General features: G+C 63.6%; 24 protein-coding genes, 1 tRNA gene and 1 pseudogene. 13 read left to right on the top strand and 13 right to left on the bottom strand.

Annotated features, from left to right (window positions below; all coding sequences use genetic code 11):
• The first annotated feature begins 118 nt into the window (after positions 1–118).
• Complete coding sequence (locus C444_RS12245) at positions 119–925, top strand: halocyanin domain-containing protein (protein ID WP_049909472.1); 807 nt, start codon at positions 119–121, stop codon at positions 923–925.
• A gap of 41 nt (positions 926–966) precedes the next feature.
• Here C444_RS12245 and C444_RS12250 read toward each other — a convergent pair whose 3' ends face one another.
• Positions 967–1740 carry a fumarylacetoacetate hydrolase family protein gene (locus C444_RS12250; RefSeq protein WP_004593185.1) on the bottom strand — a complete coding sequence of 258 codons (774 nt, stop codon included), beginning with the start codon at positions 1738–1740 and terminating at the stop codon, positions 967–969.
• A gap of 162 nt (positions 1741–1902) precedes the next feature.
• Between C444_RS12250 and C444_RS12255 the strand changes: the two genes are divergently transcribed.
• The 4 genes and pseudogenes from C444_RS12255 to C444_RS12270 all read left to right on the top strand — a co-directional run bounded on the left by C444_RS12255 (position 1903) and on the right by C444_RS12270 (position 5765).
• Positions 1903–2637 (top strand): prephenate dehydrogenase/arogenate dehydrogenase family protein, encoded by a 735-nt coding sequence (locus C444_RS12255; protein WP_004593186.1) that lies wholly within the window; start codon positions 1903–1905, stop codon positions 2635–2637.
• Positions 2634–4103, top strand: a complete 1470-nt coding sequence (locus C444_RS12260) for a small ribosomal subunit Rsm22 family protein (RefSeq protein WP_004593187.1) — start codon at positions 2634–2636, stop codon at positions 4101–4103. The genes C444_RS12255 and C444_RS12260 overlap by 4 nt, the downstream gene beginning before the upstream one ends.
• A 36-nt stretch (positions 4104–4139) precedes the next feature.
• Entirely contained in the window at positions 4140–4949 is an 810-nt protein-coding gene (gene surE / locus C444_RS12265) for a 5'/3'-nucleotidase SurE (protein WP_004593188.1), read from the top strand.
• A 6-nt stretch (positions 4950–4955) separates the two neighbouring features.
• Positions 4956–5765 (top strand): annotated as a pseudogene (locus tag C444_RS12270) (DMT family transporter).
• 11 nt (positions 5766–5776) lie between these two features.
• On the opposite strand, the gene C444_RS12275 reads toward C444_RS12270, so the two are convergent.
• The 7 genes from C444_RS12275 to C444_RS12305 form a co-directional block, all read right to left on the bottom strand.
• Positions 5777–6463 carry a DUF7504 family protein gene (locus C444_RS12275; protein WP_004593190.1) on the bottom strand — a complete coding sequence of 229 codons (687 nt, stop codon included), beginning with the start codon at positions 6461–6463 and terminating at the stop codon, positions 5777–5779.
• Entirely contained in the window at positions 6460–7356 is an 897-nt protein-coding gene (locus C444_RS12280) for a GAF domain-containing protein (protein WP_239641296.1), read from the bottom strand. The genes C444_RS12275 and C444_RS12280 overlap by 4 nt, the downstream gene beginning before the upstream one ends.
• A gap of 145 nt (positions 7357–7501) precedes the next feature.
• Positions 7502–8752: an alanyl-tRNA editing protein gene (locus C444_RS12285; RefSeq protein ID WP_004593192.1), complete on the bottom strand. Its 1251-nt coding sequence runs from the start codon at positions 8750–8752 to the stop codon at positions 7502–7504.
• 788 nt (positions 8753–9540) lie between these two features.
• A complete protein-coding gene (locus C444_RS12290; RefSeq protein ID WP_004593195.1) occupies positions 9541–9939 on the bottom strand; it encodes a hypothetical protein in 399 nt (132 codons plus the stop codon).
• 62 nt (positions 9940–10001) lie between these two features.
• Entirely contained in the window at positions 10002–10814 is an 813-nt protein-coding gene (locus C444_RS12295) for an HD domain-containing protein (protein ID WP_004593196.1), read from the bottom strand.
• Between the two features lie 46 nt (positions 10815–10860).
• Positions 10861–11328: a peroxiredoxin gene (locus tag C444_RS12300; RefSeq protein WP_004593197.1), complete on the bottom strand. Its 468-nt coding sequence runs from the start codon at positions 11326–11328 to the stop codon at positions 10861–10863.
• Between the two features lie 56 nt (positions 11329–11384).
• Positions 11385–11630, bottom strand: coding sequence for a hypothetical protein (locus C444_RS12305; RefSeq protein ID WP_004593198.1), 246 nt, complete (start codon positions 11628–11630; stop codon positions 11385–11387).
• Positions 11631–12184: 554 nt separating this feature from the next.
• On the opposite strand from C444_RS12305, the gene C444_RS12310 reads away from it, so the two are divergent.
• The 3 genes from C444_RS12310 (at position 12185) to C444_RS12320 (ending at position 14486) form a co-directional block, all read left to right on the top strand.
• Positions 12185–12424: a twin-arginine translocase TatA/TatE family subunit gene (locus C444_RS12310; protein ID WP_004593199.1), complete on the top strand. Its 240-nt coding sequence runs from the start codon at positions 12185–12187 to the stop codon at positions 12422–12424.
• 77 nt (positions 12425–12501) lie between these two features.
• Positions 12502–12575, top strand: a tRNA-Arg gene (locus C444_RS12315).
• A gap of 279 nt (positions 12576–12854) precedes the next feature.
• Positions 12855–14486, top strand: a complete 1632-nt coding sequence (locus tag C444_RS12320; protein ID WP_004593200.1) for a GMC family oxidoreductase — start codon at positions 12855–12857, stop codon at positions 14484–14486.
• Here the strand turns inward: C444_RS12320 and C444_RS12325 are convergent.
• From C444_RS12325 to C444_RS12335, 3 genes are all read right to left on the bottom strand, one after another.
• Complete coding sequence (locus C444_RS12325; protein ID WP_004593201.1) at positions 14483–15061, bottom strand: metal-dependent hydrolase; 579 nt, start codon at positions 15059–15061, stop codon at positions 14483–14485. The genes C444_RS12320 and C444_RS12325 overlap by 4 nt on opposite strands.
• Before the next feature lie 84 nt (positions 15062–15145).
• Positions 15146–15598 (bottom strand): hypothetical protein, encoded by a 453-nt coding sequence (locus tag C444_RS12330; RefSeq protein WP_004593202.1) that lies wholly within the window; start codon positions 15596–15598, stop codon positions 15146–15148.
• 48 nt (positions 15599–15646) lie between these two features.
• Complete coding sequence (locus C444_RS12335) at positions 15647–16345, bottom strand: chemotaxis protein CheC (RefSeq protein WP_004593203.1); 699 nt, start codon at positions 16343–16345, stop codon at positions 15647–15649.
• Positions 16346–16600: 255 nt separating this feature from the next.
• Here C444_RS12335 and hisC point away from each other — a divergent pair, with 255 nt between their 5' ends.
• The 4 genes from hisC to C444_RS12355 are packed head-to-tail and all read left to right on the top strand — an operon-like array spanning position 16601 to position 19363.
• Entirely contained in the window at positions 16601–17683 is a 1083-nt protein-coding gene (gene hisC, locus C444_RS12340) for a histidinol-phosphate transaminase (protein ID WP_004593204.1), read from the top strand.
• On the top strand, positions 17680–18186 hold the full coding sequence (locus C444_RS12345; protein WP_004593205.1) for an adenylate kinase family protein: 507 nt from the start codon (positions 17680–17682) through the stop codon (positions 18184–18186). Before hisC ends, C444_RS12345 begins: the two co-directional genes overlap by 4 nt.
• Positions 18183–18791 carry a CDP-alcohol phosphatidyltransferase family protein gene (locus tag C444_RS12350; RefSeq protein ID WP_004593206.1) on the top strand — a complete coding sequence of 203 codons (609 nt, stop codon included), beginning with the start codon at positions 18183–18185 and terminating at the stop codon, positions 18789–18791. Before C444_RS12345 ends, C444_RS12350 begins: the two co-directional genes overlap by 4 nt.
• 41 nt (positions 18792–18832) lie before the next feature.
• Entirely contained in the window at positions 18833–19363 is a 531-nt protein-coding gene (locus C444_RS12355; RefSeq protein ID WP_004593207.1) for a multiprotein bridging factor aMBF1, read from the top strand.
• Here the strand turns inward: C444_RS12355 and C444_RS12360 are convergent, their stop codons facing one another.
• Positions 19364–19969 carry a response regulator transcription factor gene (locus C444_RS12360; RefSeq protein ID WP_004593208.1) on the bottom strand — a complete coding sequence of 202 codons (606 nt, stop codon included), beginning with the start codon at positions 19967–19969 and terminating at the stop codon, positions 19364–19366.
• A gap of 98 nt (positions 19970–20067) precedes the next feature.
• Between C444_RS12360 and tpiA the strand changes: the two genes are divergently transcribed.
• Positions 20068–20715 (top strand): triose-phosphate isomerase, encoded by a 648-nt coding sequence (gene tpiA, locus C444_RS12365; protein WP_004593209.1) that lies wholly within the window; start codon positions 20068–20070, stop codon positions 20713–20715.
• Positions 20716–20742: 27 nt separating this feature from the next.
• Here tpiA and C444_RS12370 read toward each other — a convergent pair whose 3' ends face one another.
• Entirely contained in the window at positions 20743–22647 is a 1905-nt protein-coding gene (locus C444_RS12370) for a helicase HerA domain-containing protein (protein ID WP_004593210.1), read from the bottom strand.
• Positions 22648–22654 lie beyond the last annotated feature (7 nt).

Raw genomic sequence — 22654 nt, forward strand, 5'->3', positions numbered from 1 at the left:
CACACCTACTTTTCTATCACCGAATAACAACAACTAGCTTGCTATGCAACGGCCCTCCACTCGCAGACAGTTTCTCGCAGGCACAGGATTGACAGCGCTCGCCGCTACCGCCGGATGCGTGTCCTCGGGAAGTAGTTCAGAACCAGCGGCCGAAACCGCGACGCCAACCGAAACTGCGACATCAACCGAAACGCCTGAATCGACGCCCGAGTCGCTTGACGACTGGCTTGATGATGCCAACGGCTACGACGGCGAACCCCGCAGGCTCGGCCCCCAAACCCGGCCAACGGTCATGGTCGGCGAAGAGATGGACGGCGGCCTGGCGTTCGACCCGCCTGTCATCGAAGTCCCGCCGGGGACACTCGTCCGGTGGGACTGGACCGGCCACGGCGGCCAGCAGAACGTGGTTGCCCTCGACGGACCCTTCGACAGCGGCCGGACGAACGCCCAGCCCGGGACCGGGTATCGGTACTTTTTCGAGGAGACCGGCGAGTATCGCTACGTCTCCGAACCCCATCGCGACGATGGGATGAAAGGTGCGATTATTGTGAAAGAGCCGCCATCTTCAGGCAATACAAAAGTCGACGAGTGGCTCGCAGCGGCGAGTAACTTCGACGGTACCATCGTCGACCGTACCGACACTGACACCGCAACTGTAACCGCCGGCGCGGAAGGCAATGGTGGGAAGTTCGCGTTCGACCCCCCGGCGGTGGAGATCTCGACTGAGACGACCGTCCGGTGGGAGTGGACCGGCCACGGCGGCCCGCACAACGTCGTCTCCAAAGGTGACGGACCGCTCGGCTCGGAACTCGTCGTCGAGGAAGGGAGCTCCTACGAGCACACCTTCGAGGAGACCGGGACCTACCTGTACTCGTGTAAACCGCATAAGGGCCTGGGGATGAGAGGCGCAATCGTTGTCGAATAGCAATCGTCATCGAACCGCGTAGGAACTGACCTGCTGGCCGCCTATGGAATCTTGACGCTGTGTTTGAGTGTGCCGATACCTTCGATCTCGACCTCGACCTCGTCGCCGTCTTCCATCGGGCCGACCCCTTCGGGCGTCCCCGTGGCGATGACGTCGCCCGGTTCCAGCGTCATGTACGAGGTTATCTCTGCGATCAGTTCGGGGACCGAGAAGATGAGGTGTTCGCGGGAAGAAGACTGCTTCGTCTCGCCGTTCAGTCGGAGTTCGATGCTGGCGTCTTCCGGGACGTGCTCCGGTGTGGCCACGAGCGGGCCGATCGGGCAGGCGTTGTCGAAGGCCTTCCCGCGGACCCAGTTCTGTTCCCGCCGCTGGTCGTCGCGGTTGGAGATGTCGTTGACGCAGGTGTAGCCCGCGACGACGTCCATCGCGCCCGATTCGCTGACGTTCCGGCACTGCTCGCCGATGACGACGCCGAGTTCCGCCTCGTAGTCGATTCGCTCCTTCCCCGAGGGCATCGTGAGGTGCTTGCCGTGCGAGGCGACGGCGTTCGGGGCCTTCAGGAACAGCATCGGCCGGTCCGGGACGTCCGAGTCCATCTCCTCGGCGTGGTCGGCGTAGTTGCGCCCGATGCAGACGACTTTCGTCGGCTCGCAGGGCGGCAGAATATCCACCTCGTCGGGGTCGTAGGACTCGTCGCCGAAGGCGATACGGCCGTATGGCCCGGCGGCGGCGGTGACGACGGGCTCGCCGTCCTCGACAGTCCAGCGGCCCCCCCGGACGTTCCCCGCGGTATCACGGAATCGAACGCGCTTCATGTCACCGTTCTCTCAGGGCCGACAGATAAGCGTTTAGGAGGGGAAACCGTACCACAGCGGGCTGTTCGACGGCTGTCTACCCGACCATCGTCACCTGCGGTGTCGCGGTGAGCGGCCGTGTGACCGAACGGCTTTTGAGACGGGACGGGCTACGCTGGGCCGATGAACGTCCTCGTCGTTGGTGCCGGCGCGATGGGCCAGTGGTTCGCACGCACGGTCCGGACCCACGCCGACGCGACCGTCGCCTTCACCGACCTCGACCAGGCGGCCGCCGAAGCCGCTGCAAACGCGGTCGGCGGGCGCGCTGTCGCCAGCGACGCGGCCGGGACTTTCGATATTGTCTGTATCGCCGTACCGATGCCCGTCGCCGAGACGGCTATCGACGAGTTCGCGCCGTGTGCTACGGATGCAATCGTCGACGTGACTGGGAGCATGGCCGGCCCCGTCGCGGCGATGCGGGATGCGATGCCCGGCGGTCAGCGATTGAGCCTCCACCCGCTGTTTGCCCCCGAGAACGCGCCCGGTAACGTCGCCGTCGTTGCCGATGGACCGGGCCCCGACGCTACTGCTATCGTCGACGCACTCGCTGCAGCAGGGAACAACTGCTTCGAGACAACGGCGGCGGAACACGACGAAGCCATGGAAACGGTCCAAGCCAGCGCCCACGCCGCTGTACTCGCGTTCGCGATGGCCGCCGCCGACGTGCCTGACCGGTTTCAGACGCCGATTTCGGCCGGTCTGTTCGACCTCATCGAGCAGGTCACCGGCGGCGACCCGCGGGTGTATTCCGATATCCAGCGTACATTCGACGGCGCGGACGGAGTCGCCGACGCCGCCCAGAAGATCGCCGACGCCGACGCAGATACTTTCGAGCGGCTCTACGAGCAACTCTCATGAACCAGGACACACGCCAGCAGATACGCGACAACGCCCAGTACCTCCGCAACGTCCGACCGCTGGACCCCGAGGAGCTACACGAATACGTCGAAGGCCAGCCCCACCCCGCCGTCGTCAAGCAGGTACTCAGGGAGGAGGCGTTCGACCTTGGCCTCGTCGAACAGGACGACGGGACCTTCGTTCCGGCACCTGAGGGACGGCTCTCGGTAGACTTCGACGGTGTCGACCGGTTCCCGGACCGCTACGAGCAGCAGGTCATCGACCTGTTGACAGAGTGGGGCGGACTGGAGTGGCACAGCGGCGACAGCGGTGACGAACTCAGGGAGCGCATCCGCGACATCAAGGAGCGGTACCTCCAGGGCCAGGCTGTCGAATACGACGAACTGACCGCGCTTGGCTACGCCGTCTACCACCTGCCGGACTACTACGCCGTGGCGAAATACGTCCTCGCGGACCTCGCCGCGGACGGTCTGCTCCCGTCACAGCTCCGAGTGCTGGACGTAGGGGCCGGCGTCGGCGGCCCGGCGCTCGCCCTGCGGGACCTGCTCCCGGACGACGCCCTGCTTGACTATCACGCCGTCGAGCCGAGCGCCGCCGCCGATGTGCTGGAGAGCTTACTGGAAGACAGCGGCCAGAACGTCCGCTGGGAAATTCACCGGGCGCTCGCCGAGGAGTTCGACCCGTCGTCGCCGTTCGGCGACGACAGCGGTGAAGACATCAGCAGCGACAGCGGCAACGGCGACACCGACTCCGAGGGATACGACCTCATCATCTTCGGCAACGTCCTCAGCGAACTCGACGACGCGGCGGCGACCCTCTACCGATACGTCGAAGCGCTTGCCGACGACGGGACGTTGCTGGCGCTGGCTCCGGCCGACCGGAACACGGCCATAGAGCTCCGAACAGTCGAGCGCGAGGTGGCCGACGGCGGCCCGGCGACGGTGTACGGGCCGACGGTGCGGCTCTGGCCCCACCAATCCCCCGACAGCGAGTCGTGGTCCTTCGACCGCAAGCCCGACATCGAGGTGCCGACCATGCAGCAGCGCCTCGACGACCCCGCGGGCGGGACGGGCGAGTTCGTCAACACGGACGTGCAGTTCGCCTACAGCGTCCTGCGAACCGACGGCAAGCGAAAGCACGACGTGACGCCGGACCGGGGCATCCACGCGCCGATGGCCGACGCCGAGAACTACGTCACTGACCGCGTGAATTTCCTCGGAGTCAAGCTCAGCCACGACCTCGCCGAGCGTGAGGGTGCAAATCCGCTGTATCTGCTGGGCGACGGGAGTCAAAAGGTCGACCACTTCGCTGTCCTGACTGAGTCCTCAATTCTGAACGAGGACCTCCGGAACGCCGACTACGGCGACCTGCTGTCCTTCGAGAACGCGCTGGTGCTGTGGAACGACGACGAGGAAGCGTACAACGTCGTCGTCGACGGTGAGACGGTCGTCGACCGGGCCCGCTAGCGGTGGGCTTTTCTCGCAGACGGCCCCACGGAGCGTATGGACGAGCCGACGATTCTGCTGACGAACGACGACGGCATCGAGAGCGCCGGCCTCCGGGCGCTGTACGACGGTCTCTCGACAGTCGGCGACGTGACCGCGGTCGCCCCGGCGGAGGACCAGAGCGCGGTCGGTCGGGCTATTTCACACGAAGTGACCGTCCACGAGCACGAACTCGGTTATGCCGTCGAGGGGACGCCCTCGGACTGCGTCGTGGCGGGACTGGAAGCGCTTGTCACCGACACCGACCTCGTCGTCGCGGGCTGTAACCGCGGGGCGAACCTCGGCGCGTACGTTCTGGGCCGGTCGGGGACTGTCAGCGCTGCCGTCGAAGCCACCTTCTTCGACGTGCCGGCGATGGCCGTCTCGATGTACATCCCGGTCCGTGAGGACGCCGCCTTCGCCGACATCGAGGCCAACGGCGACAGCTACCGTGAGGCAGCGAAGGCGACGACCTATCTGGCCGACCATGCCGTCGACGCCGGTGTGTTCGAACAGTGTGACTACCTGAACGTCAACGCCCCCGTCGCCGAGTGGGGCGACGCACAGATGACGGTCACACGACCGTCTCACCTCTACGAGATGGACGCCGTGCAGGATGGCGACGCCGTGACGCTCCACGACCGCATCTGGGAGCACATGGCCGACGGCGATATCCCTGACCCCGAAGGGACTGACCGCCGTGCCGTCGTCGACGGAAAGGTCAGCGTCTCGCCGCTGACCGCACCCCACACGACGGAACACCACGAGTCACTCGACGCGCTCGCCGAGACGTACGAGCCGGATAAGGACAGCGAGGCGGCCGACTGACCGGCGATGCGGTTCCGCAACGCCATCCTCTTCGTCGCGCTCGCAGCCGCCTGGGGCAGCGCCTTCACCGCCATCAAGGCTGGGCTGGAGTACTTCCCGCCGATACTGTTTGCGGCGTTCCGGTACGACCTCGCCGGCCTGTTGATGCTCGGCTACGCGGTGTACGCCACCGACCAGTGGGTCCCGAAGAGTCGGACCGACTGGATTGTCGTGGGTATCGGCGGCTCACTCCTGATCGCCGCGTACCACATCTTCCTGTTCGTCGGCGAGCAGGGAACCACCAGTGCCGCCGCCGCTATCGTCGTGAGCCTCTCGCCGATTCTCACGACCGGGTTCGCACGTGCGTTCCTCCCGGATGAACGGCTCACGGCGTTGGGTATTATCGGCTTACTCGTCGGGTTCGTCGGGGTCGGCGTTCTCAGCAACCCCGACCCGGGGAACCTCCTCGACCCCCGAACCGTGTCGCTATTCCTGGTCTTCCTCGCGGCCACGTCGTTCGCCCTCGGGAGCGTGCTGACCCGCCGCTTCGACGACGATCTAGAGATAGAGACGATGGAAGCGTGGTCGATGCTGCTCGGTGCGGTGCTCATGCACGGTGTCAGCCTCGGGGCCTCCGAATCGATAGCCGACGTTCAGTGGACTGCTGANAGATGTGTATAAGAGACAGCTACCGGACTGCTGTTCCTCGACGAGACGCCGACGGTTTACACGGGTGTCGGATTCGCCTGTATTCTCATCGGGTTCGGACTGTTGAAACGGGACGCCCTGCGAAACGAGGTTGCACGGTTCAACGGGACGCCAAACCGGGGCGATTGAGTCCCCCGTTGCTATTCTGATAGGGTGAACGACTGCCAGCCGCTGGGCTGGTCTGGCAAACCACGGACCCGGAGTTCGCCGTCGCCCGATCCGTTCTCGGACTCTCTGACCTCGATACGCCCGTCAGCGACCTGACTCAGCGTGTTAACTGCCTTCGTTTCGTGGGTCGTCGGGTCGATAGCGAACACACCGAGGCCGCCGGCGCTATCGATACGGCCTGAGACAGTCTGTGCAAACTGGAACAGCGCCCGCAGATCAACGTACATCGATAGCGACGAGAGGCTGATGAGTCCCGTCCTGACACGACCCTGGTCGACAACGCCGTACAGTCCCTCGTACAGTGCCGAGAACTTCATCCCGATCCCAGTCAGGTCGCTCTGGGTCGAAACGTACTTGACACGTTCGCCGAGCACTGACTGCGCGGCGTCCTGCCCGCTGCAATCGATGACTCCCATTTGGGTGTCGTCGAACGGCGAATGGGTCTGCCGACAGGCGTTCAACAGTTTCTCCGCGGTCATGTTTGTCGAGATATACAGCATCCCCTCTCCGTTGTCGCTCCCGTCGGCAACGAGGGTTCGCGCGACGTCCTCCGCGCGGCTGAGGGCCGGCCCAGCGACCATCACGATGTTCCCCGGGTCGATAGGATTGATCGGGATGCCGTCGGCGAACTCGTACCCGCCATCAGTCTCTGTGGTCATTGCGCTTCCCCCATGTCTCCGGCGACGCTGTCTAGCCGTGAGTGGAGTTCGATGAGGTCCATCGCGACGTCGGCGAGGTCACGGAGGTACGCCTCGTCTGCCGCCGAGAACTCCCGTGAGTCGTCGTCGTACACGCACAGCGGCCCGATGACAAGCCCGTTCGACGTGATGAGGTTTGCACCCAGGTACGCCCGGATACCCATGTCCAGAAGCGTCTCGCTCCGGGTCTCGAAGCGAGGGTCTTCAGTGACATCCTCGACGGTCATCACGTCGTCGTCTTCGAGGATGGTAAACGTACAGATGGAGTCCTCGCGGTCCATCGACTCCCAATCTTGGGCGTCGCCATAGCAGGCCAGGAAGTCCTGGCTGTGTTCGTTGATGATGTTTATCGAGGCCCGGTCGACATCGAAGTGGTCAGCCGCGAGGTCAGTAATTCGGTCCAGCGATGCCAGCAGGTCCGGGCTGTCGAGGTCATACGACCGGAGCGCCGCCAGTCGCTCGGTCTCGTTCTGTGGCACCGGGTAGGTCGCCTGCACCCGTGTTTCGATGGTCGTCCCTAGGAGCTGTGAGAGGCGTTCCGTCCCGAAAATCGAATCCTTGCCGACGTATTCCGTGATCGAACCGCGAAGCGCAGTTGTATCGATGGTGTCCGGGTCGGTATCGGTGTAGAGAATACACCCGGCGTCCGGACAGGCCGTCTGTGCCGCCCCGATGAGGTCGAACCCGGTGCCGTCGGGGAGTTCGTACTCAGTGATAACTGCCGCGGTGTCCGTAGTCAGCTCGGCCTCCGCGCTGGCCAGCGACCCAGCCGTCTCGAAGCGGAGGTCCTGGGCCGCCAACTCAGACCGGAGTTTGTCGACCGTCTCCTCGCGGGCGTCCTCGTCCGGGTCCACACAGAGAATGTGATGTACCATCGGTATCTGGTTTGAGATTCCGGCCGGCAGGGATGTACGTACTGGCCCAGCTATCAACCGCGAAAACGGGAGCAGAGCCCGACTGTGAGATGGACGAACTGAGCCCCCACCAGGTGCACCTGTCTCAGTCTACGTTCCCGGGAAGGTCTGTGAGAAAGGCAACGATATCGTTCCCGTCAGCATCGAGTCCCCCGCCCTGTGCGACCGTTGGCCGCCCGCCACCCCCGCCTCCGAACTCCGTCGTCACTTGGTCCACTACATCGCCGGCATCGACGCCGCCGGTCGTACCGACGCCCAGATACTGGCCATCGGCGTCCACCAGCGCGGCCACGTCGATATCGTCGTCGACAGCGGACTCCGCTCGGTCAGCGAGAGCGTTCGCGTCGAGGCCGGCCACGGTCCCGACGAGCCATCGCTTCCCGTCCACTTCGATGGCGTCGTCACGCAGGTCAGCGAGACGGGACTCAACCAGACGCTCCCGGAAGTCCGATACCGTGTTCCGGAGGTCATCACGCTCCGACTGGAGTCCGTCGACAGCATCCGGGAGTTCAGCAACGTTCGTATCCAGCGATTGGGCGGCAGCCATCGCCCGCTCGTGTTCGGTCGCCCGCTGGCGGATCGCCCGCGGGCCGACGGCGAACTCGACGCGAGTCAGGCCCTCGCCGGGGTTGGACCGACCGAGCACTGTCACCGGCCCGATCTCTTGCGTGTTCCCGACGTGTGTCCCACCACAGGCCGCAACGTCCCAGTCCTCGATGGTGACGACCCTGACTGTCTCGCCCTCGATTCCCTCTTCAGTCTTCGTGTTGAACGCGATATCGTCGCGGTCCAGTGCTTCGTCACGCGGAATTTCTTCCCAGGTCACGTCGTATGATTCCCAGACCGCGCGGTTGGTCAGCCGCTCAAGTTCGGTGAGTGTCTCGTCGTCGATTTCGGTCGTCGTTTCGAAATCCACCCGTACCTTCCCAGTGATAGCCGGTCCGAAGTCGTCGCCACCGGCGTCGTCCGGGGCCGTCGCGCTGATGTCGAACCCGCCGTAGCCGAGATCCGATAGCAGCCGACGACCAGCCCCATAGAGGACGTGACTGGCCGTGTGGGCACGCATGCAGTACGTCCGGAACGCCGTGTCAATCTGGCCTTCGACTGTCTCGCCCGGGTCGAAGGACGGTGGCTCGGCCAGTTCGTGGACGATATCGCCGTTTCGGTGCTGGACGTCGACGACCTCGACGCCACCGAGTGTGCCTCGATCAGCCGGCTGTCCGCCGCCTTCGGCGTAGAAGTACGTTTCGGCTAGCACGACAGCGGTCGTATCGATACGGTCGACAGTCGACGTGAACGTCGTCACAGTGGGCTCGGCCGCGGCTGTTCCCGTCATCGGGCGTGGCTACGTCGGCATAAACAAAAACGTCTGGGCGGCCCAGGGCTACCAACGCCGGTGTCACGGTTATCCGAGGTATAATCCACTCGTGACATTGTGCCCGGCCCCGATACAGTACTACTAACTAAGTACCGATAGTGACGCTTACAGCCCATGCTCGGGAGTGGGAGTCAACCGATACTACTCTGGCTGGTGGTGGTTTGGCTGTTCGCAGTTGGACTGTTTCTGGCGCTTCTGTACGCGTCCGGCAGGCGGGACCGACATGAGCAGGCCCGCGCGTAACTGGGGTGACTGTGCGGGCCGAACGGTGTGACAGCGGCGTCTGACGCTTGGCTGACGGACCATCCGAATCGGACCCATGTCTTGCGGTTTTCACTTTCACCGCGAATTAGCCGATTATATACGGCATGGCTCCCTGTCTGGAAATATGATGGAGCGATTACGCCGAGTCGTGGGGACTCGACAGCAGTCACATCTGGAGTGTCGACGCTGTGGAACCACCCTCGAAGCGGACGGGACGACCTGTCCGGCCTGTGGCTCCAGTGATATCGCGCAGTACGATTTCTAGTCGTTGTCTCCCGGTTAGTCCGTCGTCGCGCCTGCACACACAGACCCTGACCGGGCCTGCTGGTCCTGTACATCAAACTGTGCGACGGGAGAGCGGAGGCGCTCTGTACTGTCTGACAGCGAAACAGCAGGGTACTGCCTTCCAATCTACAGCGACTATGAACGTTGCATCGATGGAATGCGGATACTGGCGGAAAAGGGAGCAGATATTCTGCTGATTACCGCTCGACGTCCATCCAGATATCAGATGTTATCTTCGCGTCCGAGTTGTCCGGATGTGTCATGATGAGCTGGTCCCCGCCCTCGACTGCGACGAGGTCAACAGTGTTGCTCTCCGCGTGATTCCGCGTCGGGTACGTAAACGGCCGTGACCGCGTCGGAAGAGCGCTGATCGACGGGCACTCCGGCGGCGCGACGACGTCGTCAGCGAACCCATCAGTGTGAATCTTCGACTGTGGTTTGTCTCGACCACGTCCATCAAGCCACTCAAAACACCTCTCCCCAAACGAAATGGTCTCAATGGCTGAGCGCACGCGGTACCTGACCCGGTCCAGAAGCGAGGGCGACGGCACGTCGCCGTCGTCCGTCTTGCCCCGGGCACCCCGTGGCTCATCCATGGGTGTGAGACTCATGGACATAGCTAGGGAAGCCCGATACAAAACCGTTGGGTCGATCCAGTTTAGAGTTCGATTCGTTCGACGATCTGGTTGCCGTCCTCTCGGGTGTTGAGCGCAACGATGCGGACGTGTTCTTCCAGTCCAGAATGCTTGAGTTTGGCTTTCAGAAGATTATCGACCTGATAGACGCCGGCCGCGTTGTTCATTGCGATTTCGACAAGGACAGAGTACTCGTCGCCCGGGCTCAGCGTCACTGTCTCGATAGCCTGGCTGGAGACGGTGTCGATACCGCGGCCGCCGCGCTTGTACGGAATGCGCGACCGACCGCGCTCCATGTCCAACGCGTCGGCGACGCGAACGACGCCGGCTTCCAGCGTCAGCGGGTTTTCTTCGGTGTGATGGCAGAGAATGGCATGGAGCACCTCGCCCTTTACCTGAACCGCCTGACGGATGCCGTAGAACTCCGGGAGGATGTCATCGAGGATGTCGGCCGCCAGCGGGATCGAATAGTACGGGTGTGAATCGCGGTGGACGACGTGGCCGATGTCGTGTAGCGTCGTCGCAAGTGCGATGATGACAGCCTCGTCAGCCTCATCGAGGCCGTGGTCGGCCGCACCGTTGAACTCGACGCCGCCCTGTTTGAGGAGGTCATACAGGCACAACGCTCGGTTCCGAACGATACCGATGTGTTTCGCGCCGTGGTCGTTGTACTGTTTGCGCGCGACGGGGTTGATGTTCTGGGCTTCGAGATACGCCTTGATCTCCTCGTCAGTCGTGATGGTATCGAGAACTGCGTTCAGTCGCCCATCCGGGAACGCGTGGTCCGCCTCGGGGTCGTAAATTCGGCCGCTGGTATCGTCTCTGTCAACGCTCATACCACATGCCAGACGACCCACAGCGAAAAATCCCCCACCGGCGCGATCAGGTAGCGGCGTCGATAACTTCGTCGTAGTCCGGTTCGACACCAGGGTCGTCGCTGACCCAGGCGTACGTGACTTCCTGGTTCTCGTCGATAACGAAGACGGCCCGTTTGGCTACGTTCGGAACGCCGAGCGCCTCGAAATCCATCGAAATGTCGTAGGCATCGACGATCTCCCGCCCGGAGTCGCTGACGAGGTCGAATTCGAGTCCCAGTTCGTCCCGGAACGCGTTCTGTGAGAACGGTGTATCGATGCTGACACCGTATAGCGTCGTTCCTGCCTCGGTGAGTTCGTCGAGTCGGTCTTGGAACGAGTTCATTTCGTGACTGCAAACGCTGGTGAACGCGCCCGGGAAGAACGCGAGCACGACAGGCCCGTCGTCGAGCGCCTCGGACAGCGTTATCTCGTCAACGTCGCCGTTTGCGATCGGTGCCGTGAAATCAGGTGCAGCGTCTCCGACTGATACCATACTGGCGACCTGGGTCCTGGCAGATAAAACCCTTTCCGACGTGGTCGAGTCCCGACTCAGAACTGCGCAAACTTCGCCGTGACTTCGTCGATCCACTCCGGCAGTTCGCGGTCCGCAAGTATCCCGTCGGCGTCACGGGTCGTGACGACGTCAGCGATTTCGCCCTCACGCGTGATATCGAGTCGCCACACCCCGTCAGCCTCGATATCGACTCGAACGACGTCTTCCCCGACGGGCTTGATCGGTCGGATCGTTACCTCTTCCCCGCTCCTGACTTCCATCGTGTGACTATCAGCCGGCATCTGGTATCTCTGAGCGCCCGACAGTAGTTATATCTCCGGGCGGGTACCTGTCCTGCGCTGTGGCTGGTGAGCAGTGGCTTAACAAGAATATAATAAATTGATAGGACCGTGTAGCCGGTACTGCGGGTGCGAACCCGCACGCAAGCAGACCATGTATGCCGAACATGGCCACGGAAACCGTGTCACCTGAACAGCCCAGCTATCAACTCAGTCCCGTGGACATGCTGCGGTCTATCTGTCGGCGTCCCAAGCCAGTGACACCGGGAAATCAGAGATCCAGTGCCTCGTGTTGCCGCTTCCGAGCCACACCCATTGCCCACGCCCCCTATGTCAGGCCTCGCCGTCGGTTCCCGGCGAGGCCGTTTCGACAGACCAAGCGACCACGGCTCAGTTATGACTACCGTTCGGTCTGCTGCCCATGCCAGACAATACTGGAGAGTTGGTCTCGACGGCAGTGGCTCACCTGCCAGGCCGTCCTGAGCAAAAAGGTTATAATAGCAACCACGTAACCTTCGGATACAATGTTAGGGACATCCGGAGTACTGTTCCCGGGGATGCCCGGGACGACGGAGATGATGGTCATCCTCCTCATCGCCGTCCTGCTGTTCGGCGCGAACAAGATTCCAAAACTAGCGCGGTCGACTGGCGAAGCCATGGGCGAGTTCCAGAAGGGGCGCGAAGAAGTCGAACAGGAACTCGAAGAAATGCGTGATGGCGGCGCTGCAGAAGGGGCCGACGCGTCCACCGTGGACTCGGGCGAGTCAACCGAGACGGCGACGGAAACCGAGACGTAATCTCGACCACTTCTCCGTTTTCAGCGAGCTATAGTGATAACGAAAGGATTTTTCACCGCTCAATCAACCACCCGGTAGGGCGTGTGGCCTAGTGGACTAGGGTGAGGGGTTCCTAACCCCTAGAACGCGGGTTCGAATCCCGCCACGCCCGCTTCGTGGTTTCTCGCGTCCGCTCGAAACACACTCACGACCGTGGCGTAGCTCGCAAACGCTCCGCGTTTGCTCACTCCCGCCACGCCCGTGCAGCGACCGAGGGGAGCGAACCGGTATGACGGGGTTCTAATCAGGGCGGTCGCACGCAGCGGTGCGAACACGGCTGGCCATACTATCGTGCCAATAAGACCCATGACGACTGTGAGGCGGCGTGGTCGCCGCACACAGCACCTGAGATGCCAACGTATAAGTTTAGGCTTGCCTAACTCCTGCTGAAATGGACCGGGAGCCGTCCGAGCGGGCGGATGTCTGTGTCATTGGGGCCGGGCCGGCAGGGGCACTCATCGCGAGCCAGCTCGCCAGCGACGGACAGAAAGTGGTCGTGTTAGAGGCTGGGCCGCGGTTCGACAAGTCGAAGCGAGAGCAACAGATGGAGGCGGCGATTCGGCCTGGCGACCACGGTTCAGTCTGGGAGATGGGCGGCGACCGCGACGCGTTCAGTGCGAACGGCGAGCGGCACTACCCACTGAACATCTCACGGGTCAAAGGCGTCGGCGGGTCGACGCTGCACTGGCAGGGCATGGTGATGCGGTTGCATCCCTCGGATTTCGACGGCAGCCACGACACCGACGATCCGGCGTGGCCGATCAGCTACGACGACCTGCGGCCGTACTACGCCGACGCCGAGCGGGCGCTTGGGGTCGCCGGTGACGCGGACAACCCCTTTACCCCGCCGCGGGACGGCGCGTACCCGTTGCCCGGCTTTCCGCCGTCGTACAGCGACTCGCTGTTCGCCGAGGCCTGTGAGCGCCTGGGAATCACGATGCACTCTGTGCCGAACGCTCGGAACTCGGAACCGTACGACGATCGGGGGCCGTGCGTGGGCTACGGGACCTGCCAGCCGGTCTGTCCCTCCGGCGCAAAGTACGACGCCAGCGTCCACATCGAGGACGCCGAAGCCGAGGGAACCAGACTCATCGACCGCGCGCCGGTCCAGCGCCTCGAAACCGACGACGATGGACGCGTCGAAGCGGCCGTCTACGCGACACCAGATGGGACCGAACATCGCCAGACTGCCCGCGAGTTCGTCATCGCAGCGGGTGGCGTCGAGACGCCGCGGCTCCTCCTGCTGTCGGCGAGCGACGACCACCCGGACGGGCTGGCGAACAGTTCTGGGCTGGTCGGCCACTACTTCATGGACCACCTGTTCGCTGGGGCGGGCGGTACGCTCGACCGGGAAACGCGCCAGAATCACGTCGGCTTTCTCACGAGCGAGTGCCACCAGTTCTACGACGACCCCGGGCAAGCGGTCGAGCGCGTCGCGGACGGCGAGACAATCGTCGGGCCCACTGCCGAAGCGCTGTCGCCGCTCAAACTGGAGTTCCTGAACTACGCTGGCCCGTCACCGGTCGAATTGGCGCTCTCCGGCGAGGAGTGGGGCGATACGCTGCTGTCGAGCCTCCGCGAAAGCTACGGCAACAGCATCGCGATGGGCGGGCTGGTCGGCCAGCCGCCGCGGAAGGAAAACCGCGTAACGCTGGACACGTCAACGACGGATGACCACGGCAACCCAGTTCCAGATATTCAGTGGTCGTGGGGCGACCGGCTGGAGCGGTCGCTCTCGCGGGCGAACGAGATACAGCACGCCGTGCTATCGGAGCTGGGGGTCGACATCTCCTGGACGGTCGGTCCGGCGGACACCGGGCCGGCGTACCATCACATGGGAACGACGCGGATGGGGACCGACCCGCAAGCGAGCGTGGTCGACCCGCAGCTACGGACCCACGACGTGGCGAACCTCTCAATCGCGTCCTCGTCGGTGTTCGTCACTGCCGGGTCGATGAACCCGACGCTGACCATCGCCGCGCTCGCACTGAAATGTGCGGACCACGTTTCCGAGCGTCTTTAATCCGCAGATTCGGTGAACACTGCCTTGCTCCGGCGAGTGACCGTCCGGAAACCGGGCGCGCCGTGGGCGAGCCACACGGCGACGGCGAGGCCGAACAGCCCGAACTGGAACAGGACGTACGGCTCGAAAGAGAGCGAGGCGAACTGCTCGACGAAGGACGTGTCGTTGGCGTACGGCGGCGGAGGCTGGAGCGGCCACACGAGAAAGCGCAGCCACTGGGTCTGCGTCAGGTCACCGCCGAGCAGCCCCGCTACCGCAGTCGGACTCATATCTGTCAGCGTGTGTACGAATGCACCGAGCGTGAACGCTGTCGAGAGGTCCGTTCGGCGATATCGGACTGCGAGCCAGTGCAAGACTACGGCAAGCAAGAGGAGCGTGAACAGCGAGTGCGCGAGCGACCGCCCGGACGGTAAGACGCCGAACGTCCAAGCCAGCGGTTTGTCGATCAGGTCCGGGAACTGCGAGCCCACCGCCAGTGCAGTGAGCGTCGCCGCAGTCTGTCGATGGGTCGAGTCAAGGCGAGTGTAGACGACGTAGACGAGATAGGCGACGGCGAGGTGTCCCCACGGCCACATTGGGTACCCATATGCCGGATAGTGATTTGTATCTGCTGATACAGGTATGCATGCGCAGAAATCGGCAACCGGCGTGTGGACTGTTCAGTACAGGCCCAGAATCGCGCCAGCGTCGAGCAGGAGCAGGATGGCGACGACGGACGCACCGAGCAGGAACGGGCGTGCGTTCCGGGCCGGTTCGCGGACCTTCTGCTGGTCGAAGCCGTCGCTGAGCTTCGACGCCCCGACCTCGACGAGGCCAGCCAACATGAACCACAGGACGATCATCGAGATGACGAGGTGGCCGCGACCAGTCCCCGTCAGCGATTCGGCGGTGTAACGGGTCGCTGCCAGATGTCCACCCGTCAGAAACAGGAGCAGCGCGCTCGTCCGCGACACCGTCTTGAGCTTCCCGGTAATCGTCGACAGCGGTCCCGGCGAGGAGTCGCCGTTCAGCGCCGTCGGGAGAACGGCGTAGGTCATGAACAACACGGTTCCAGCCCACAGCGCGGCGAATATCAGGTGCACCCCGAAGACAGCCGCGTTTACGACACTCATATGCGGCGGTTGGACGCAACCCCCTTCAACGTCGTGGGTTCGGTACGGTTACTCCGAGGAATCGAAGGCATCAAGCGCGCCTGCGTCACCGGACATATCGAGTTCTTTGACCGCGTCGGTGTCGGCCGAGATGTGTGTTTCGCGGTCGGTGTCATAGTCCAGTTGGTCGATGAGATGGACGAACGAGCCGGGATCGGGGATCAAGAAGATGCGGAGCGAGAACGCGACGTCGCTCTCCTTGATGTCGACGAGCGAGTCGAGCACGATAGTCAGCGAATCCCGGCGGACGTGCGAGAGCGCTTTGTCGGCGATCTCGGTTGCGTCGTCCTGTACGACTGTCGGCGTCCCCATGTTGATGGTCGCGTCCAGCGTGTTCGCGATGCCGTCGATGAAGCCTGAGGTGAGGATGTTACACATCTCCTGCAGCGCGGACTCGTGGAGCTGTGTGAACCCGTCGTCGACGCTGGAGCCGGTCATCAGCTCCGCAATCTCCGCAGCTGTCTCTGTCTCGAAAGTCATCAAGAAAACGCCGTACGGTGGCTCTGTCAGCCGGACGCGAGCGCTATAAATGGTCCCGCCGCCCATCTCAGTAGCAATGTCCTCCGGCTGGACGAACGAGAGGCTCTTGATCTCGACGGCGGCGTCGACGCCGGCCAGCGTCGCCAGCGAATCGGCGACCTGTTCAGCCCCGTCCTGAATGAGTCTGGTGATGAGTGTGAGTTTCCGAATATCGATGAGAAGCGGCATTGCAGGCTACCAGGACCTATGGTGTGTTACCGTTTTCGGTGGCTACAGCTGTTGGCGATTGAACAGCGGTTCACCGTAACGCTCATTACCACTGACTGACAGGGCTTCGGTGGGGAGCGTGCTATTCCGTGCCTTACCCGTCATCGACGGGTTTCTCACGGGAAGCCGCCAGCGGATTTCTACGGGTCTGGCTAGGGAGCCACGGCCACGCCCGATGTGAGCACGCTTAAGCCGCCCCGTCCGTTTTGCACAGCCATGGAACCACGGGACCTCTCCGCTCACACTGTCTACCGGGCAGGTCGCGGTATCGAGGAAGTCGCTCGGGAACTCGGTCTCAACCCGGATGACATGGTGAAGCTGGCGTCGAACGAGAACATGTACGGGCCGAGCCCGAAAGCCGTCGAGGCGATTCGCGGGGCGGCCGAGCGGATGCACTCCTATCCGAAGGCCTCCCACGCCGACCTCGTCGACGAGCTGGCGGCGCTGTGGGACGTAACGCCGGAACAGGTGTGGCTGAGCAACGGCGGCGACGGGGCGCTGGACTGCCTCGCCCGCGCCATGCTCGACCCCGGCCAGGACGTGCTCGTCCCGTCGCCGGGCTTCGCATATTACGCGATGAGCGCCCGCTATCACCACGGCGAGGTCAACGAGTACACGCTCTCGAAGGCGGACGACTTCGCACAGACCGCCGATACCGTCCTGAAAGACTACGACGGCGAGCGAATCGTCTACCTCACCAGTCCGCACAACCCGACCGGCGCGGAGTTCACGACCGATGCAGTCCGGACAATCGCCGAGGAAACCGACGAACAGACCCTCGTCGTCGTCGACGAGGCCTACGGGGAGTTCTCCGAACGGCCGGGTAAGCGGTCGTTACTGGACGACCGCGACGACGTCGCGCTCCTGCGTACGTTCTCGAAGGCCTACGGGCTCGCGGGCGTTCGGCTCGGTTACGCGGTGGTCCCGGAGGACTGGGCCGACGCCTACGCCCGTATCAACACGCCCTTTTCGGCCAGCGAACTCGCCTGCCGTTCCGGGCTGGCGGCGCTTGACGACGACGAACACGTTGAGCGCTCCGTCGAAACCGCCGCGTGGGCGCGGGAGTACATCTCCGCGGAACTTGATGCGCCGACCTGGGACAGTGCGGGGAACTTCATCCTCGCAGAGGTCGGCGACGCGTCAGCCGTCGCGGATGCCGCCCAAGAGCGGGGCGTCATCATCCGCGACTGCTCCTCATTCGGGCTGCCCGAGTGTATCAGAATCACCTGTGGTACCCGTGAGGACACCGAACACGCCGTTTCGGTACTGAACGAGGTCATCGAGGTGGTCGAGGCGTGAGAGTCGCCGTCACCGGCACGCCGGGCACGGGTAAGACAACCGCGACCGAGCATCTCGACACCGACCTCGACGTGCTCCACCTTAACGACGTTATCAAAGAGGAGGGGTTCTCGACGGGAATCGACGAGGACCGGGGGAGCCTCGTCGCCGACCTCGACAGGCTGTCGGAGTGGCTCGACAGCCGCGACGACGTGCTGTTCGAATCCCACCTCGCGCATCACTTCGACGCTGACCGGGTGATTGTGCTGCGAGCGCACCCCGAAACCATCGTCGAACGGCTCCGCGAGCGCGGCGACGACGACTCGAAGGCCTACGAGAACGCGGAGTCGGAAGCGCTCGACGTTATCCTCGGGGAAGCCGTCGAGGAGCACGGCATGGACTCCGTCTACGAGATCGAGACGACGGACCGGGACCCCGACGAGGTGGCGGGTGAAATCCAAGCGGTCGTGGCCGGCGAGCGCGAGCCGAGCGCAGGGACTGTCTCCTACATCGACTGGCTATGACGCTCGATAAGTTCCGCCCGCTGGCCGACCGCGCGCTCGGGCCGTTCGTCAGCGCCGCCAAGGTGGCCGGCCTCTCACCCAACGGCGTCAGCGTCATCGCGTTCCTGCTGGCCCTCGGTGCGGGCGGGGTGTACGCCGTCGCGGCGCGGGAACCCATGCTGTATCTCGGCGGTGCCGTCCTCGTCTTTCTGAACGGCTGGCTCGACCTCGTTGACGGCGCGCTCGCACGGGAGTTGAACGTCGCATCATCGGGCGGTGACCTGCTGGACCACGTGCTTGACCGCTACGCCGACATCGGCATCATCGTCGGCCTCGCCGCCGGTGTGAGCCAGTGGGAGCTTGGCATTGCCGCCGTCACCGGCGTCCTGATGACCTCATACCTCGGGACGCAGGCGCAGGCGGTCGGCCTCGACCGCGTGTACGGCGGCCTGCTCGGTCGCGCCGACCGGCTCGCACTCGTCGGTGTCGTCACAGGCGTCGCGGCGTTCGTTCCGACCGCACTCGCCGGGCTGACGCTGGTCGGCTGGCTACTGGTCGTGTTCGCCGTCGTCGGGCACGTTACCGCCGTCCAGCGGTTCTATCACGCGATGGCCGCGCTGGAGTAGCCAGCGCACCATTTATACCGCGCCCCGTCCAAGCCGTCCATATGGTTCAGTGCGAGATGTGCGGAACGGAGGTTTCGTCTCCGAACCGCGTCAAAATCGAGGGAGCCGAACTCGACGTCTGTGACGAGTGTACCGACTTCGGCACGGAAGTCAAGACGGAGGAGACGTCGTCCACGTCGACGAAGTACTCGACGTCGTCCTCCTCATCATCGTCGTCGAGTTCGTCGTCCTCGTCGAGTTCCTCGGGTGGTGGCGGGTCGAGTGGCCGCCGTCGGGATATGTTCGACGAGATGGACGAGATCGCACAGGATTACCACGACCGAATCCGCAAGGGTCGGGAATCCCAGGGTCTCAGCCAGGAGGAACTCGCCAAGCAACTCAACGAGAAGGCGAGCCTGATCCGGAAGCTCGAACAGGGCAACTCACTGCCCAGCGACGACGTCCAGAAGAAACTCGAAAGCGCACTTGGGATTTCCCTGAGCGCCGGCGGTAGCGCCGACGAGACGGAATGGTCCGGCGGCAGCAGCGACGGAGAGTACACGCTCGGCGACGTCGTGAAGCGAAAGGACTAGCTACAGCTGGAGGTCTCCTTCCTCGACGTCGAGTTCGTCGGCGAGTGACTCGACGTTCGACGAGATGGTTTCGATCTCATCTTGAAGCGCCTGGTAGCGTTTGCTGTCCTGCAGTTCCCGGTCGGTCTTCTCGACGCGGAGGACGTTACGCTTGAGCTTTTTCGACGTGAGTGTCCGGAGTCTGTCGTTGTATTCCCGGATCTTGTACAGTCGGTCGACGACCTCTTGAAGATCGTCGCGAGTAACGGGTTTGACGAGATAGTCGTCGACGCGCATCTCGATGATGTCGAAGTCTGGGTCGATAGCGGTAACCATCGCGACGCGGCACCGAAGGCCTTTCTCCTCGATCTGTGCGAGCACTTCGTTGCCGGAGACGACCGGCATCCGGCGGTCGAGCAGCACCACGTCGATGTCGGGCGACAGCAGTTCCAAGCCTTCCTCGCCGCTATAGGCCGTCTGCACGTGATACTGCTCGGATAAATAATCGGTGTACAGGTCGGCCAGATGTTGCTCGTCTTCAACTATCAGAACGGTCGGTGTGTCGTCATCCCCTGCTGTCACGGCTTGTCTCGTTTCTTGTCTCGGCTGAAGCGTAATAATTGTCATCCCCAAGCGGTGGACTGAGATGGAACGACGGCACAGTGGTAGGGACGCCAAACGGCGGCTTCGCAACCTATTTCCCCACAGCAGCCGGTGCGTTTCGTATGTTCGTCCTTGTCAATCTGAAGGCGTACCCATGTGATCCAGTGGAAGTAGCGACCGCCGCTGCTGACGTGAGCGACGATTCCGGCGTTCGTGTCGCCGTCGCGCCACAGGCCGCACAGATCAGCGCTGTGGCGGAGACCGGTGTCGAGACGTGGGCCCAGCACGTCAGCGCCGTCGAACACGGCAGCCACACCGGCAGTACCCTCGCCGAAGCCGCGGCGGACGCCGGTGCCGTCGGCACACTGCTGAACCACTCCGAGAACCGACTCAAGCTCGCAGACATCGACGGAGCGCTCGACGCCGCCGACCGCGCCGACCTCGAAACTATCGTCTGTGCGAACAACCCCGCACAGATCGGCGCGGCCGCCGCGCTCGACCCCGACGGCGTCGCCGTCGAGCCGCCAGAGCTCATCGGGACCGGCACGCCCGTCAGCAAGGCCGACCCGGACATCGTGACCGGCGCGGTCGACGCTGCCGCTCGCGTCAACGGCGACGTGGACGTGCTCTGTGGGGCCGGCATCTCGACCGGGGAAGACCTCGTCTCGGCGAGCGACCTCGGTGCGACCGGCGTCCTGCTGGCGAGCGGCGTTGCGAAGGCTGATGACCCGCGCGCCGCGCTCGAAGACCTCGTCGAACCGCTGCTATAAAATCGCCGGTATCGCGATACTGGCTTTTCAGTCGCTGTCCCCGTCCAGAAACGCCGACTCAAGCCGGGACACGACCGACTCGACCTCGTCCGCCTCGAGTCGGCGGTCACTCTCTTCTCGGACCAGTGCTGCCAACCGTCCGTCGTACTTCCCGCGGCCGACGTGTTCGACCAGTCCGCGGAGGCGGAGTTCCCTGTTTCGCGCGTAGGCTGCCGTCCGGTCGCCGGAGCCGCCCGCCGAGAAGTGGGCATTCAATGGCGTCCCAGGACCTTGCTCGCGGTAGTAGGCGAGCATTCGGCGGGTCTTTCGGTCCAGTTCCTCGATGTCGGCTCGAAGATCGGCGTAGACAGCGGGGCCGTCGACATCGGACGGCGTCTCGTCTGCAGCGGACCCAGTTGCCTCGTCCGACTGCTCAGCTTCGACGGCCTCGGCGATGGCCGCTTTCAGGTCTTCGTCATCAGCCGGAGCAGTGTCTGTCTCAGCCTGGCCGTTGACTGACACGGTCGCCGCACCGTTGCCTGCAACGCTCCCGTTCGCCGCTACGTCGGCATTTTCAGCGTGACCGTTCGACGCCGGTTCCGCATCCGCGCTGCTGGCATCCGACTCCGATTCAGCGTCCGCACTGCTACCGTTCACGTCTGCACCGCCACTGGCGCTGCCGCCGTTCATCGCGGCCCCGTCCTCGGCAAAGGCACTGAACGCGTCACCGAACCCGCCGCCGGACGTGGCGTCGGCCGTCTCGTCCGGTTCCGGAGGCTGCTCGTCAGGACCGTCAGTGTCCGTCTCACTATCGGTGTCTGCGTCGCCGTCCGACGTGGATTGCTCGGCGAACCGTTCGCGCTGGCGGCGCATCTTTTCCTGTTCTGTCCGACCGGGGTTGTAGTCCTCGGCCTGATCCAGCATCGCTTCGGTGAACTGCTCGGCCATCCGCGAGAGGTCTCGGGCGTCCTGCAGTTCCGCCTCCAGTTCGGCGATGCGGGAGTTCTTTTTGTCCAGTTCCTCGCGGAGTTCCTTGATGCGGTCCTCCGTCTCCTGCTGTTCGTCGCTGATGGTCTCCAGTTCGGAGACGAGGTCGTCGCTGACGGACTTGAGCTCCGGGCGCTCGAAGTCGTCGAGGCCGGGCGTCGCGCCGGCGTCGAACGTCTGCTTGCGGTGGAACTGGACCCGGCTGACCTGCTCAGCCCAGTCGTTCATCATGAACGCCTCACCGTCGTCCAAGTCCTCGACGGCATCGGCGTACTTGTTGTCGAGAATGCGCCCGACCACCTTCGTGTCGTTGTTCCAGGTCAGGCGATGCCAGACCAGCCAGTCGCACTGGGTGATGTAGTCTTTCTTGACGTCGGCCGGGCGCTGACTGATACCGACGATGCCGAGACCGTGTTTCCGGCCGCGCTTCCCGATTTTGATGAGCATCTTCCCGACCTCACCCATCGACCCCTTCTCCGGCATCCACTCGTGGCACTCCTCGACGAGCATCAGGAACGGCTGTTTCTGCTTTTTCGCCTTGGCGAACAGCTGCTTGGCGACCTCGGTCAGCAGCGTCTCGGCCTCTTCCTCGTCGAGGAACGAGGAGATGTCCAGAATTATGGGGACGTTCTGTTCCAGCGCCAGCGAGGCGATCTTGCCGGCGTGGTCTTCCGTGACCTGAATGTCGCACTCTTCGTCACCGCCGACGTGCAGGATCTCGTACTCCTCTTTCAGGCCGTAGTACTCGCCGTCGATGTCGACGATGAGCAGGCCGAAGCCGTTGTCCAGCAGTTTCTCGGCCACGACGCTCGCCGTGTTCGACTTCCCGGACCCGCTTTTGCCGGTGATGAACCCCCGGCCGGTCAGCAGTTCCACCACCGGGAGATTGACCGTCTCTCCCGGTTCCCCGGTCCCACCCGGCCCCGCGCTCGTCGTCGCGACAGTTATCTGTTCGGTCTCTGCCATGCGTTTC

Origin of the sequence: Haloarcula japonica DSM 6131 (assembly GCF_000336635.1) — an archaeon.
GTDB classification, from domain to species: domain Archaea; phylum Halobacteriota; class Halobacteria; order Halobacteriales; family Haloarculaceae; genus Haloarcula; species Haloarcula japonica.

Excerpts from the sequence above, each read along its gene's own strand:
- C444_RS12250 (WP_004593185.1), bottom strand. The coding sequence starts at position 1,740 with ATGAAGCGCGTTCGATTCCGTGATACCGCGGGGAACGTCCGGGGGGGC.
- C444_RS12255 (WP_004593186.1), top strand. The coding sequence starts at position 1,903 with ATGAACGTCCTCGTCGTTGGTGCCGGCGCGATGGGCCAGTGGTTCGCA.
- C444_RS12260 (WP_004593187.1), top strand. The coding sequence starts at position 2,634 with ATGAACCAGGACACACGCCAGCAGATACGCGACAACGCCCAGTACCTC.
- surE (WP_004593188.1), top strand. The coding sequence starts at position 4,140 with ATGGACGAGCCGACGATTCTGCTGACGAACGACGACGGCATCGAGAGC.
- C444_RS12275 (WP_004593190.1), bottom strand. The coding sequence starts at position 6,463 with ATGACCACAGAGACTGATGGCGGGTACGAGTTCGCCGACGGCATCCCG.
- C444_RS12285 (WP_004593192.1), bottom strand. The coding sequence starts at position 8,752 with ATGACGGGAACAGCCGCGGCCGAGCCCACTGTGACGACGTTCACGTCG.
- C444_RS12290 (WP_004593195.1), bottom strand. The coding sequence starts at position 9,939 with ATGGATGAGCCACGGGGTGCCCGGGGCAAGACGGACGACGGCGACGTG.
- C444_RS12295 (WP_004593196.1), bottom strand. The coding sequence starts at position 10,814 with ATGAGCGTTGACAGAGACGATACCAGCGGCCGAATTTACGACCCCGAG.
- C444_RS12300 (WP_004593197.1), bottom strand. The coding sequence starts at position 11,328 with ATGGTATCAGTCGGAGACGCTGCACCTGATTTCACGGCACCGATCGCA.
- C444_RS12305 (WP_004593198.1), bottom strand. The coding sequence starts at position 11,630 with ATGCCGGCTGATAGTCACACGATGGAAGTCAGGAGCGGGGAAGAGGTA.
- C444_RS12310 (WP_004593199.1), top strand. The coding sequence starts at position 12,185 with ATGCCCGGGACGACGGAGATGATGGTCATCCTCCTCATCGCCGTCCTG.
- C444_RS12320 (WP_004593200.1), top strand. The coding sequence starts at position 12,855 with ATGGACCGGGAGCCGTCCGAGCGGGCGGATGTCTGTGTCATTGGGGCC.
- C444_RS12325 (WP_004593201.1), bottom strand. The coding sequence starts at position 15,061 with ATGTGGCCGTGGGGACACCTCGCCGTCGCCTATCTCGTCTACGTCGTC.
- C444_RS12330 (WP_004593202.1), bottom strand. The coding sequence starts at position 15,598 with ATGAGTGTCGTAAACGCGGCTGTCTTCGGGGTGCACCTGATATTCGCC.
- C444_RS12335 (WP_004593203.1), bottom strand. The coding sequence starts at position 16,345 with ATGCCGCTTCTCATCGATATTCGGAAACTCACACTCATCACCAGACTC.
- hisC (WP_004593204.1), top strand. The coding sequence starts at position 16,601 with ATGGAACCACGGGACCTCTCCGCTCACACTGTCTACCGGGCAGGTCGC.
- C444_RS12350 (WP_004593206.1), top strand. The coding sequence starts at position 18,183 with ATGACGCTCGATAAGTTCCGCCCGCTGGCCGACCGCGCGCTCGGGCCG.
- C444_RS12355 (WP_004593207.1), top strand. The coding sequence starts at position 18,833 with ATGGTTCAGTGCGAGATGTGCGGAACGGAGGTTTCGTCTCCGAACCGC.
- C444_RS12360 (WP_004593208.1), bottom strand. The coding sequence starts at position 19,969 with ATGACAATTATTACGCTTCAGCCGAGACAAGAAACGAGACAAGCCGTG.
- tpiA (WP_004593209.1), top strand. The coding sequence starts at position 20,068 with ATGTTCGTCCTTGTCAATCTGAAGGCGTACCCATGTGATCCAGTGGAA.
- C444_RS12370 (WP_004593210.1), bottom strand. The coding sequence starts at position 22,647 with ATGGCAGAGACCGAACAGATAACTGTCGCGACGACGAGCGCGGGGCCG.